The following is a 12,651-nucleotide window of genomic DNA, read 5'->3' on the forward strand; positions in this document are numbered from 1 at the left end:
CCCGCTTGGGTGCCCGTGCGGCTGTGGGACCGTACGCTCGCGTTGAACCGCGGACTCACGTCACCGTCAACCCGCAAACGACCCGCCAAACCCGCGCTCATCGCGCTGCACACGGCGCAAGCTGGATGCGCTGGACGCGGTCCAACGCCGCGGCCAGATCGGCCAGCAGGTCCTCGGCGTGCTCGATGCCGACCGACAGGCGCAGCAGGCCGTCGGTGATGCCGGCCGCTGCGCGCGCCTGCGCGGTCATCGCAGCGTGGGTCATCGTCGCTGGGTGGGCGAGCAGGCTTTCCACACCGCCCAGCGACTCGGCCAGGGTGAAGTACTCCAGCCCATCGAGGAAGGCCCGCACCGCCGCCTCGCCACCGGCGCCGCCGTCTTCCAGCTCCAGCGAGAGCATCGCCCCGAAGCCGTCCTGCTGGCGCGCGGCGACCGCGTGGCCGGGATGGCTTTCCAGCCCGGGATAGTGGACGGCGCGCACCGCCGGATGCCCGTCGAGCAGGTCCACCAGCGCGGCGGTGTTGCGCTCGTGCACGCGCAGGCGCGCATCCAGCGTGCGCAGGCCGCGCAAGGTCAGAAAGCTGTCGAAGGGCGAGCCGGTGATGCCCAGGCAGTTGGCCCACCACGCCAGTTGCTCGTGGTGGTCCTGCTCCCGGGCGATCACCGCGCCACCGACCACATCGCTGTGGCCGTTGATGTACTTGGTGGTGGAATGCACGACCACGTCGGCCCCAAATGCGATCGGCTGCTGCAGCGCCGGCGAGAGGAAGGTGTTGTCGACCACGACCCGCGCGCCGGCGGCGTGCGATGCCTCGATCACGAAGCGCAGGTCGGTCACGCGCAGCAGCGGGTTGGACGGCGTCTCTATCCAGACCACCGTCGGCCCGAGCGCCAGCGCCTCGGCCAAAGCGCGCGGCGAGGTCAGGTCCACGGTCGTCAACTCGAAGGCGCCCTTCTCCGCCAGCGCGTTGAACAGCCGCCAGCTGCCGCCGTAGGCATCGTGCGGCACCACCAGCCGGTCGCCGGGTTTCAGCAACGCGTTCAGCACCAGCGTGATCGCGGCCATGCCGGTCGCCGTGACCACCGCGCCCGCGCCGCCTTCCAGCTCGGCCAGCGCCTCGGCCAGCAGGTCGCGGGTCGGGTTGCCGCTGCGGGTGTAGTCGTAGGTGCGCCGGTCGTTGAAGCCGGCGAAGCTGAAGTTGGACGACAGCACCAGCGGCGGGGTGACCGCGCCGAACGCCTCGTCGCGGTCGATGCCGGCGCGTACGGCGGTCGTACAGCGATGCGACGGGCGGGCCTGCACGTGCTGCGCCCTCATGCCAGCGCCTCGGCGTCCGCATCGGCGGCAATGTCGAGCAGGGCCTCGCGCAGGATGCCGTCGATCGCGCGCGACTCCTTCAGGAACGCGTCGTGGCCGAAGCGCGAATGGATGACGTGCAGGCGGGTCTCGCCGCGCAGGCGCTGGACCAGGTCGTAGGCATCGGCCAGCGGCACCAGCAGGTCCTCCGCCACCGCCACCACGGTCACCGGCACATGCACGGTTTCCGGATCGACCGCCTGCAGATCGATGGATTCGGACAGGCGCACGAAGGCGTGCGCGGCCACGCGGTCGGCGAACTGCTGGCCGCAGTGGTCCAGATAGTCCTCGGCCGCGACCTGGACGCGGCCGTTGACCACCGTGGCGGCGCCGAAGCGGCTGTCGAACTCGTCGGCGGTGCGGTAGCTGAGCATGGCCAGCTGACGGGCGAGCGCGACGCCCTGGCTGTCATCGCACTGCAGCGCGCCCAAGGCGACCGCGCGACGCTGCAACGCGCGCCAGGCACTGGCGTAGGGATGCGCGCGGTGGAACCCACTGATCGCGACCAGGCGACCCACCCGCCGCGGATACAGCGCGGCCAGATGCAGCCCGACCATCGCCCCGTAGGAGTTACCGATGAACGCGCTCAGGCGCGCAATGCCCAGCGCGTCCAGCAGCGCCACGACCGCCGTCGCCTGGTCCACGGGATCGATCACGGCGTCCAGCGTGCCGTCACCCCCGACCCAGTCGACAGCGAGGATGCAGTGCTGCCCGGGATCCAGCGCACGGCCGGGGCCGGACTGCTCCTGCCACCAGCCGGCATCGCTGAACTGGTCGCTGGCACCGACGTGGCGGTTGGCGGAAATCCCGCCGGCCACGAACAGCACCGGCAAGGACGGATCGCCGACGCGCTCGTAGCGCAGCGTCACCGCGCGGATGCCGGCGTGGCGCATCTCCAGCTGGACGTCGATCTCGCCGCGCACCGCCATCTTCCGCGCCGCGGCCGGGAACCGCGATACGGCGACGTGGCGGGGCTGGAAAAGGGTTTCGGTGGTGCGCGAAGCGAGTTGCAGGCTCATGAGGGCTATCCGAAGTGGCGGGGAGCCATCGAGGGATGGCTGCCAACGCACACTGGATCGTGCCGGCAACCATCTTCCGGCCACCGCTGAAACGCGGCGCCGCAGGATTTGGCACCCGTTCGCGGCTTGCGCTGCGATGGGTTGCCCCGGCTTCAAAGGGCCTGTCCCTCTGCCGGTCTCGATGGATGGCAGGCAGTGTGCCCACGCTTTTCAGCGATGTCAATCGCTTTATCCGCATAAAGCGATGCCTTGCTCGATCCGGTTGTTGCGCACCGGCCACCGCCCCGCGCACGTGCAGGCACTAGACTGCCCGCCATGACTCCCTGCCGATTCTTCGCCGCGACCGGCGTGCTCCTCGCCCTGGCCGGCTGCGCCACCGGACTGCAACGCAACAGCGACATAGCCCCTGTGAGCGATGTCGACACCGCGACCTTCCCCGTGGATGAGCGCGTCGTGCCCGAGCGCTATGTCTCGCCGGCCCATCCCGGCGTGGAACTGGACTCGCTCGCCACCTGGCCCGCGCCGGACGGCCGCACCTGGCTGATCGCCAGCGCCAAGACCGCGCACACCCTGATGGTGTTCGACGCCGACACCGGCGAATGGCTGCAGACTGTGGGCGGGACGGAGGACGCCGCGCGCACGTTCAAGCGTCCCAACGGCCTGGCCGTGCACGGCGACCACCTCTTCGTCGCCGAACGCGACAACCACCGCGTGCAGATGCTCGCGTTGCCCGACTTCGCTCCGCTCGGCACCTTCGGCGAGGACCAGCTGCGCAGCCCCTACGGCCTGTGGATCAACGAGGTTTCGCCCGGCGGGCTGGACGTGTACGTCACCGACAGCTTCATGTACGGCAAGCGCTTCGAGATCGTGCCGCCGCTGGAGGAGCTCGACCAGCGCGTGCGCCGCTTCCACGTCGAGCTGGAGGACGAGGGCTTCCGGGCAAGTTATCTCGGTTCGTTTGGCGACACCGCCGAGCCCGGCGCACTGCGGGTGGTGGAATCCGTCGCCGGCGACCCGACCTTTGACCGCCTGATGATCGCCGACGAGCGCTTTCCCGGCAGCACCGGCCGCAACGCATCCACCCTGCGCGAATACACCCTGGCCGGCACCTTCACCGGCCGCAGCCTGCCCGAGGACACCTTCGCCACCGAAGCCGAGGGCGTCGCGCTGTGGGCCTGCGGCCCCGACACCGGCTACTGGGTCGCGGTCGACCAGCGTGAGACGCGGACCGCCTTCCATCTGTTCCAGCGCAGCGACCTGACCCCGGCTGGCAGCTTCCGCGGGGAGACCACCGCGATGTCCGACGGCATCGCCGTGCATGCCGCCAGCACCGCCGCCTTCCCGCACGGCGCGCTGTTTGCCATCCACAACGACGAGTCGGTGAGCGCGTTCGATCTGGCCGATATCGCCCGCAGCCTGGAGCTCGCCGCGGAATGCACCGGCTCGCGGTGAGTCGCGCGCGGCATCTGGGCTTACGCGCGACGTTGCTACTGGCGTCGGCGGTAGTGGCGCTGGACCTCGCGTCGCTGGCCGCCGTCAAAGCTGCCCCTCCCGCTGCGGGCGTCGCAGACAGCGGCGCCGCACGCGTCCGCATCGAAGCCACCGACGACGGCTACCACGCCTGGGCCGACAACCCCTTGCCGGGCCCGATTGAAGTGCGGCTGCGCTATCGCCAGCGCCACAACACCGTGGCATCACCGGCCCTGCCCGCGCGCGCCACCATCCCGACCGACGGCAGCACCGTGGTCGCCGTGTTCCGCGCCGCCGACCCCTCCGGTGCCGTCGATTTCGACCTGATCCTGGACAGCGTGCCCGGCAATCCGAGCGCACAGCCGCGTGATGTGACCTACCTGCTGCCGCTGACGAAAGACACGCCCATCGCCATCGACCAGGGCTTCGCAGGCAGCTTCAGCCATGACGATGACGAGAACCGCTACGCCATCGACTTCGCCGTACCGGTCGGCACCGCCGTACTCGCCGCGCGCGACGGTGTGGTGATGCAGGTGATCGACCATCACCTCGATGCGCTCCGCAACAACCCGGCCCAACACCGCGGCGCTGGACCGGCTGACAAACTGCTGCGCAACACCAACCACATCCGCATCCTGCATGACGACGGCAGCATGGCCGTGTATGCGCACCTGCAACAGGGAGGCGCGGTCGCCAAACCCGGCCAGCGCGTGCGCACCGGCCAACACATCGGCTGGTCCGGCAACACCGGCTTCAGCACCGGCCCGCACCTGCACTTCGCCGTGCAGGTCAACCGCGGCATGCGCCTGGTATCGCTGCCGTTCCGGATGGAAGGGGTGGAAGCGGAAACGCCCCACTGACGTTCAGTTGGTGTGGGACTCCGCCGCCGCCTCGTCTCGCAGCTGTTGAAAGGTCGTAAGCACTTGGTCTTGTACCCATTGCGGCGCAGCGCTCAATGCAGCATCCATTTGAAACCCGGCGCCGAAAGGCGGGTCATTGCCCACTCTTACCGGCGTCTGTCCTTCCAATACATACGAGTCCCCGCCTTCGCGCAGGCACACGGTGACATCGCGAGGGTCGATCCCTCCACCGCAGAAGCGGTGGTACGCGAACGTCAACTCTGCGGTGCCATTGCCGTCCAGGTCGGTCACAGAGACGCTATCGGGATAAAAGCCGGCCTCGATGTCCACGCCGTCGCATTCGATGTCATCGGTGTGCTGCCAGCCTGCGGCTGTTGGTGCCCGTGTTGCGGGTAGGGAGTACACCTCTGCAGAAAGCACGATGCGGTCGGCTACCGTCCCGTCCACCGGATCTTCGGCGTGCTTGGCCAGTCGGGAGCAAACGACCGCTTGGTCGCCGTGGCGGTCGGTGAAGTGCAGAGTGTCGATGACTGGCTCAACAAGTGAGAGTGTCTGCAATTCCGACGCGCCGAGGGACTGTTTTCCTGTCTGCACGGAAGGAGTGGGCGCCACGGCGACCGCCGGCATGGGATTCTCCGATTGCACCCTTTTCACCCCATCGCAGCCGGCCAGCAACAGCATGCTGATGGCGACCATGGCCGCGCGCAATCCAGTGTTCGTAGGACGTGAAGTTGTTGATCTAGTCACCTTGGTTTCCGCCCAGCGAGATTCCCGACAGCGACGGCAGCCACTTGGCTCCCAGCTTGTGGTGATAGTTCATCATCTGTATCGGCTGAGCAGATATGCTCAAAAACTCTAGCGCGTCTTTTCAATCGCTCTGCGAATAACGCTATGGGGAGAGTCATTCCTCAATCCCCAGAACACCAGAACATCATCTGCCAAGTCCGCTTCACTCGGAGAGAATTCAACCCCCCGGAGCTGAAAGACAGGCTCAAGGTTCCTAGAAAACACTTCGATTGAGATATCCTCCGTAAGCTCATTGGAGCTACCGGCATCGCAACGCAATATGTGGTAGCCACTGAAGTCGATCCCCATCGCGGCGGGGCATCGACCACTGATGCTTACCGCTTGAGCTATCCAAGGATAGTTTTTTGAGTAGGACACTAGATGCTTTTCGCTAATCGCATCCTCGAGGGAATCTCGCGTTGCTTCCGATGACCCTCGGCAATAGGCTCCCACCCGGACCCCCCGGGTCAAGGTGTCTTCCGACTTAACATATGAACAATCAACATATATGGCTCGATCACTCGCCCCGACTATGGGCGTAATAGTTTTATATGTATTTCGCGACCCTGATGTTTCTTGAATTATAAGCAGATCACCTCCCGTCGATTTTTCGAGGTAAGTGTATAGAGACGGGTAATTTTCTATAATGCCAAGCTCACTTGCAACATCGACCACATCTTCGTAGACAATATCTCCACCCTTGCGTAGATACTGATCCACGGTACTTTCCACAATTTGCTGAGGCGCGTCGCTACGCAGAAGCTCGCTCCCAGGAGGGCCTTCTTTGCAAGCGATTGGGGCACCTACTGCAAACAGAACAATAGCAAGCGTTGGAGGAACCCTGCTTTTTAACATTTCACCCTCTCTAAAATGGCCTCAAAAATTTCTGCATGCCCCGCAATTACCTCTGCTTTGTCCACTCCGTTAATAACCCTGCGGGCGCTAACATAATCAGATCTTGCTTTATTTATGTACGTGGTAACTTTCTTGCCAGTAAATATCCCAGAGTACATCCCGTAGGTCATACAGCCTGCTGCGACCGAGGGAGCTAGTGCTAGATCAGGATTTCCAACCAAGTCCAACCCTAAGTTATCGCCACATTTCCGATAATTATCTTTCCATGTGACTTGGACATACCCCCGACCTCTGTATTTGTATCCATCACCCTCTTCAGTATTCCCATTGGCAAATGCGCGGTCTCGATGGGCCTGGGTACTCGCAAGAACTGGATCGTACTTATTGAAGTAAGACCTCCCGCCACCTTCGCCGCGGGATTCAAAATAGGTTCCGGCCCACAACGTCTCATGCCCGGCTGTGGCCAGCATATAGGCGATATGAGGAACGTAGCATTCGCGCCCATGAACCCTATGGTAGTCAACGATTCCGTCGACCAGCAGTCTGAGATTACTCTCGGACGTTGCATCCAGCTGTTTTCCCGTGGAGTTTGAGAAGGTGCCGTGCTTTAGTCGATATTCTTCTATAAATCGATCAACGTCTACACAGTTGCAGCCGCCACCGCATGAGAAGCTGGAAATCACCCCTACCGGATGGAAGTGCATGGGCTTTGGGAGCGTTGCAAAGTCATCCCCCACCTCTCGAATACCATCCCACCAAAGCAAAGACTCAATCCGCCTTTTCTCCTGCGTCCAGTCGGCCTTGCGCGCTTCCGGGATCAACTCATCGAGCGCGTCCCACTTATCCATCGGACCAGCCCACTCGCTGTCGTGGCGGACAATCAGGCGGGAAATGGCCTCGGCCAGCCAGGGTTGACTGAGGGCTTTGCGAATTTCGGTAGCAACCAGCTTTTTGTCGCCATCCAGATCGATCAGGTCATACAGCTTGGTGAATAGTTGCGAGCTTTCGGCGCTGGCACCTTGTGCCGCGAGGGTTGACTGTTCGTCTTTCGGCGTCCGGGGATGTTTGGCCACGTGGTTGGCGTAGAGAGTCGCCGGTATCATGTCATCGGCTGTGACCAGCTCAAATCCCGGCCAATCCCACGGCGTGCACAATCGCACCTTGGCTTGCCCTTTCTCACTTGCCCAGCCCGCGCGTCCGCTGCCGTCACTCGCGCACACCACCACTCGCCACCAGCGCGTGCCGTCGGCTTCGGTGGCGATCTCCTCCAGGGATTTCAACGCGACCACTCGCGGAGCGGCGGCTTGCGGCCCAGTGGCATCACCCGCAGTCAATGGGAACCGGCTCCAAGCCTCCAAGGAACGGCCGGTCATCAACGGACCCTCGCCAAGCATCCCGCGCTCTACCCAGACGGCATCCCCGCTGGGTACCATGACTTCGCGTCGGGTATAGGCGGCCTTGTCTGCAGCCGAGAGTGCGTTGTAGGCGTCCACTTCAATTGCATTGCCGCCGGCATCCACCACCCGCGAAAGCACGTTGCCATTGCTGTAAGTGCGGGTCGCGGTGGTGTAGCGGGTCAAGCCGGTCTTGCCAACCACTTGCAGGGGGCCTTTCCGGACCTTGGCCCACTGACCGGTTTTCGGTGACGTCGCGTCCAAGACCACGCCGTCGCTTTCGGTAATCCGCTGATCGGCTTTGGTCGGTAGCGCCAGCTTCGCCCCGGCCTCAATAAGCAACAGGGTCTTGTGTTTCTCGTCCAGCTCGCCGGCGCGTTCGCGGCTCTTGGCGATGAATGCTTCGACATCGTCGCAGGTAAACACGTCCAGCTGCACCAGCGGCCTTTCGCTGCAGCTCGACCCCAACGGGTTGGTATCGACGTATCGCTGGTACTGGCCAAGGTGTCCCATCAGATCACCGGCATTGACCCCGATCGGTTTGTCGAGCACGACCACCCTGTCGGTGGCAGGGTCGGCGGTGGTCTCGGTCAGCTCCTTCTTGTACGCATACGCGCCGGTCAGCCCGGCAGGCGCCACTTCACCGCTCACGACCCCTGTAACCGCGTAGTAGCCCTTCTTCTTGCCCTCTCCACCGAGCTTGAGTTTGACGCCGCGCGGGGCGTACCCGGCGATCTTGCCGGCGGCGTCGCGCAGGTTCAGACCGATGCCACCTTCGGGGATATGCGGGTTCTTGCCCCGGTCGGCATCGTTGGCGGATTCGGCTACCGCGTATACCGCGTCACCCCAATAGGCCGGCCGCGCCTTCTTCGTATCGGCCCGGTAGCCCTCCCAGTGCTGAAGGTGCATGTACAGGCTGTACAGAATCAGCGACGGCTCTTCTTCTTTTTGCGCGATTGCCGTGTCGTTGGCGGAATCTCCCGCGGCTGCACTTTCGTTCTTCTTTGGCGCCGGCGGCAGCTGCAACCGGTGCCGGACCAGCGCGAAGCCGGTCGAGTAGGTCGCCGGGCCGCAGGAGTCATAAGCGACCGTGGGATAGGTGTCATCGATCCGGTAGGCGATCACTTCGCCATCGGCGATACAACGGATACCGGCATCCTGCACCAGCGTTGCGCCAGTCTGGCTGCCGAAGTGGATCCCACCATGCCATTGCCCGTTGGCACCGATCGGGTAGAACCCGTCTTCGGCCTTGGCCAAGGCGCTGTAGTAGCTCTGCGGGTCGACGACGTCGGTCGCCGTTGAAGCCCCTTGGCCGCCAGCCGAGGCCGCCTGGAACGGGTAAACGAAATTTTTCAGGGGAGTCAGTGTCTGGGTTTCGTCGGTCATGTAGACGTCCTTGTCTAAGTCAATTGGCCCGGTCAGCCGGAGAAATCCGGCATCCGATCGGGCTTGAATTTCAGCAGTCCATCCGGCAGTGACAGGCTGACATCGCCACTCGCCCCACCCTTGAACGGCACCTGCCCCGCCTTGACCCGGAACTCGCCCGGACACGCAAAGGTGATGTCGCCCGCCTCCAACGTGATCTTGGTCTGCCCGGCCTGCAGGACGATCTTGTCCTTGGCCAGTACATCGATGCGCTCGTCACTGGCGGTGATCGTGACGCTCTGGTCGGCCAGCACTTCCAGCTTTCCGGTGTGGGCCTGCAGGCTGACCGGGCCGTCGGCGGCGATGGCCTTGATCGGGCCGCGCTGGGCGAACAGGGCCAACTGCCCACCGGCAACCCCGGCCAAGGTCTGCCCGGCCGCGATGTGGGCGTCCTGCTGGCTGGTCAGATGGATGTTGCCGGCGGCGTGGGCGAGCGCGCTTTTCGGTGTGGCCAGAGCGATCGCGTCGGGGCTTTCGATAAACAGCAGCGGGGTCGCCAGCCGCTCGACCGGGGCCGCTCCTGCGCTTCCTGCGCCCGCGGCACCCGCACGTCCAGGTGCGTCGTCGCCACCGTCCCGCTCGCCGCCGGACGGCTTGGTCGCGGACTGGCCGTTGACGGCGCCGTTGTAGTGACCGTCCTGATCGGTGTCCACGTGGGCCAGCATTTCGGTTTGGCGTTCGTTGGCAGACAGCGGGGCGACCTGCGCACTGCCGAGCGCGTCATCCAGCGCCTGCGCAGTGCGCTCGGCACCCTTGAGCTGGCCGACGGCTTCGGCGACATCCATCTGGGTCGACACACCTTCATTGCGCGCGGTGGTCGACAGCAGCACGCCCTGGCCGGCACGCAGGTTCGCCCAACCCAGCGTCGCCAGATCAAACCCCGATCCCCGCAGACTGCTGCGGCGGGCATTGTCGTGGTCGATCAGGTAGCCCAGTTCCAGCCGGCTGTCGGCCAGGCTGGTGTGCAGGCGCTGGCGCAGTTGGCCGGGGGCGTCGTCGATCACCCATTGCTGGGTATCGCCGCCGTCCAGGCTCTGGGTGTGCAGCCCGCTCAGGGTGCCGGGGTGGTTGCTGGCGTCGGCCAACGCAAACGGCGGGGCGACCTTGCCGTTGTAGAGCTGGCCGGTGATCACCGGCTGGTCGATGTCGCCATACAGGAACTCAACCAGCACCTCGCTGCCGACGCGTGGCAGGGCATGGCTGCCCCAGTTCGGGCCGGCCATCCATTCGGCGACACGCACCCAGGTGCCGCTGGTGTCGTCGCCGGGGGCGTGGCCATTCGGGTGGGCGGTGGAGCCGGTCTCGGTCAGGCCGCCCGGATTGGGCGCGGTGCCGCGCTGCCACGGGAACTGGATCCGCACCTGATGGTCGCGGGTGGAGGTCAGCGCCGACTCGGGCAGGCCGACGACGATCGCGGTCTGCAGGCCCGGCGCGGTGGGCTTGTAGCGTGCGACCGGCACGACCGGCGTCTCGGCAGTGACGGCGAGGAAGCGGTTGCGGTAGTTGCCGCGCTCGATTCCGCCCGCAGGGCCCAACAACTCGGCGATGCCGCTGTCCAGATTGTTCGCGGCGCGGTGTTCAATCACCAGTGGCAGGAACGCCTGCCCGGACAGGTCCGGGTGCTGGGTCAGGGTGAACGCAAACCCCGCCGCCATGCTGCGGGCGCTGCCGGCGCCAGCGTACAGGCGCTGGGGTAAACGCAGCGCATCCAGTTGCAGTGCGGCGTGTTGCTCGGCGTCGCTGCGGCTGGCGAAGCGTCCATTGCGCACCATCGACCACGCCTCCAACGCCGGCGCATTCGACCCGACCGCAGCACCAATCGCGCTGCCCGCCACGGCTTCCACCTGCTCCGGCTGCCAGCTGGCGGTGCCCAGGATGCTGGCCGTTGTCTGGCGCTGTTCGCTGAAGCGCTGGATCCCATCGCTGGCCTCGGTCGCATCACTGCGATGGAAGCGCAAGGTGGACTCCATCGCCTCCGGCACGGTCGCGTCGCGATCGAACACCACCAAGGTGACGCCGCCCTCGTCGTCCTGCGCGTGCTCAAACCGCCACGCCAGCCCGGCATCGGCCAGCAGGCGGAACACGAACGCATGGTCGCTCTCGCGGTACTGGGTGGTGATCGGGTACACCGGCAGCGACTGGGTCGCATCCACACGCAGCGCCGCCTGCGGATAGTCATCCAGTACCCGCTCCAGCACGCCCAGCGCATCCAGATCCTGGAACACCAGTGCGTTGCGGCGCAGCTTCAGAAATGCCGTCCACGGCGCCATCACCAATCGGTAGCGGGCAAACCCGCCGTCGCTGCCCAACGGCATGACCCGGGTGCAGTGGCCGTGCCAGTGGCGCAGGCTGCCACCGGCCAGCCGCAGGCGCAGCGCCATCGGCTGGCCAAGCAACGCGCGGGCCTCCAGAAAGGGATCGGTGGACAGGCAGTCCACGCTGAAAATGAAGTCGTCGCAGACCGACTCAATGCCTTCAAAGCGTTCGACGACAAGCGCGTCAGGCAGCGCGGTGTCGATCTCGATCAGGCGCTGGTGCTGCGACACACGCGACAGTGCGCGCGCCACGACAGACTGGATATCCGTATCCATGGGTTCCATCCAATTGCTTGAGGTTAGGCGAGCCGCCGCTGTGGGATCGCGCGGCAACGGCCTGAGACTAGCATCACCGGCGACAGCCCCGCTGCGGGGTCAAGCCGGCGCCGCTGGTGTTCGTCAATGTGGAAATGCTTGATGAAGGGCCGCCAACGTGACCATTTGCGTCACACCACCCGCCAAAACGGACCATTAAGGTCACCTGAAAGACCGAAGTCACCGGCCAAACGTGACTGCCGATTCAGTTTCGGCACCCCAACTAGCAAAAACGCCACTTGGCACGGGAAATGCGTACCTTACCGAGCACGTGCCGAACGAGCACTGCAGCCCGAGGACCGGAACGCCGGCTCCGACGGTACGTGAAACACATATCACTCCTAGGGGAAACACCATGAAGAACGTACAGAAAGGCTTCACCCTGATCGAACTGATGATCGTGGTTGCGATCATCGCGATTCTGGCTGCGATTGCGCTGCCGGCTTATCAGGACTACACCATCCGCGCGCGCGTTTCCGAGCTGGCTGTCATCGCCAGCGGCATGAAGGCTACCGTTGCTGAAAACATTGCCAACAATGGCGGTGCGTTGACACCCAATGATCCGTGCGCGGGCACCGGCGCCACCACCGCCGCAACCACTAACTTGTCGACTATCACGTGCACCACGGGAACCGGCGTCATTATTGCCACCGGCACCGCCGTCGCCAAGGGCACCATCCTGACTTTCGCCCCTGTGATTGGTGGTACGAGCTCAGCAGTCGGCACCACCTGGTCCTGCGTCGGAAGCGGCAGCAACCCCAAGTACTACCCGGCCGAGTGCCGCTAATCGAAATACGATCATACAGCTAAAAAAAGAACCCCCGCTCCGGCGGGGTTTCTTTTTGGCACGGTTCA

8 protein-coding genes and 1 riboswitch are annotated in these 12,651 nt (G+C 64.7%); of the genes, 3 read left to right on the plus strand and 5 right to left on the minus strand.

The genetic code is table 11. The annotated features are described in order from the left end of the window. Window positions 1-97: 97 nt before the first annotated feature. Both metB and metX read right to left on the minus strand, forming a co-directional pair. Window positions 98-1,318: a cystathionine gamma-synthase gene (gene metB, locus INQ42_RS09800; RefSeq protein ID WP_194034102.1), complete on the minus strand. Its 1,221-nt coding sequence runs from the start codon at window positions 1,316-1,318 to the stop codon at window positions 98-100. Next, complete coding sequence (gene metX / locus INQ42_RS09805) at window positions 1,315-2,376, minus strand: homoserine O-succinyltransferase MetX (RefSeq protein ID WP_194034103.1); 1,062 nt, start codon at window positions 2,374-2,376, stop codon at window positions 1,315-1,317. Before metX ends, metB begins: the two co-directional genes overlap by 4 nt. 66 nt (window positions 2,377-2,442) lie before the next feature. Further along, window positions 2,443-2,564: riboswitch (SAM riboswitch) on the minus strand. Between the two features lie 127 nt (window positions 2,565-2,691). Here metX and INQ42_RS09810 point away from each other — a divergent pair. Together INQ42_RS09810 and INQ42_RS09815 are read left to right on the plus strand one after the other, a co-directional pair. After that, window positions 2,692-3,828 (plus strand): NHL repeat-containing protein, encoded by a 1,137-nt coding sequence (locus INQ42_RS09810; RefSeq protein ID WP_194034104.1) that lies wholly within the window; start codon window positions 2,692-2,694, stop codon window positions 3,826-3,828. After that, a complete protein-coding gene (locus INQ42_RS09815; protein ID WP_194034105.1) occupies window positions 3,810-4,706 on the plus strand; it encodes a M23 family metallopeptidase in 897 nt (298 codons plus the stop codon). Before INQ42_RS09810 ends, INQ42_RS09815 begins: the two co-directional genes overlap by 19 nt. Window positions 4,707-4,709: 3 nt before the next feature. Here INQ42_RS09815 and INQ42_RS09820 read toward each other — a convergent pair whose 3' ends face one another. The 3 genes from INQ42_RS09820 to INQ42_RS09830 all read right to left on the minus strand — a co-directional run bounded on the left by INQ42_RS09820 (window position 4,710) and on the right by INQ42_RS09830 (window position 11,757). Further along, complete coding sequence (locus tag INQ42_RS09820) at window positions 4,710-5,402, minus strand: M949_RS01915 family surface polysaccharide biosynthesis protein (RefSeq protein ID WP_194034106.1); 693 nt, start codon at window positions 5,400-5,402, stop codon at window positions 4,710-4,712. Between the two features lie 938 nt (window positions 5,403-6,340). Further along, window positions 6,341-9,127 carry a glycoside hydrolase family 19 protein gene (locus INQ42_RS09825; protein ID WP_194034107.1) on the minus strand — a complete coding sequence of 929 codons (2,787 nt, stop codon included), beginning with the start codon at window positions 9,125-9,127 and terminating at the stop codon, window positions 6,341-6,343. 32 nt (window positions 9,128-9,159) lie between these two features. Beyond that, window positions 9,160-11,757, minus strand: coding sequence for a type VI secretion system Vgr family protein (locus INQ42_RS09830; RefSeq protein ID WP_194034108.1), 2,598 nt, complete (start codon window positions 11,755-11,757; stop codon window positions 9,160-9,162). 394 nt (window positions 11,758-12,151) lie between these two features. Between INQ42_RS09830 and INQ42_RS09835 the strand changes: the two genes are divergently transcribed. Then, on the plus strand, window positions 12,152-12,583 hold the full coding sequence (locus tag INQ42_RS09835; RefSeq protein WP_194034109.1) for a pilin: 432 nt from the start codon (window positions 12,152-12,154) through the stop codon (window positions 12,581-12,583). The last annotated feature ends 68 nt before the right edge of the window (window positions 12,584-12,651 follow it).

Origin of the sequence: Lysobacter avium, assembly GCF_015209745.1 — a bacterium.
Lineage (GTDB): Bacteria > Pseudomonadota > Gammaproteobacteria > Xanthomonadales > Xanthomonadaceae > Novilysobacter > Novilysobacter avium.

Coding starts and splice junctions, on each gene's coding strand:
- INQ42_RS09830 (WP_194034108.1), bottom strand. CDS start 11,757: ATGGATACGGATATCCAGTCTGTCGTGGCGCGCGCACTGTCGCGTGTG.
- INQ42_RS09810 (WP_194034104.1), top strand. CDS start 2,692: ATGACTCCCTGCCGATTCTTCGCCGCGACCGGCGTGCTCCTCGCCCTG.
- INQ42_RS09820 (WP_194034106.1), bottom strand. CDS start 5,402: ATGGTCGCCATCAGCATGCTGTTGCTGGCCGGCTGCGATGGGGTGAAA.
- metX (WP_194034103.1), bottom strand. CDS start 2,376: ATGAGCCTGCAACTCGCTTCGCGCACCACCGAAACCCTTTTCCAGCCC.
- INQ42_RS09815 (WP_194034105.1), top strand. CDS start 3,810: ATGCACCGGCTCGCGGTGAGTCGCGCGCGGCATCTGGGCTTACGCGCG.
- metB (WP_194034102.1), bottom strand. CDS start 1,318: ATGAGGGCGCAGCACGTGCAGGCCCGCCCGTCGCATCGCTGTACGACC.
- INQ42_RS09825 (WP_194034107.1), bottom strand. CDS start 9,127: ATGACCGACGAAACCCAGACACTGACTCCCCTGAAAAATTTCGTTTAC.
- INQ42_RS09835 (WP_194034109.1), top strand. CDS start 12,152: ATGAAGAACGTACAGAAAGGCTTCACCCTGATCGAACTGATGATCGTG.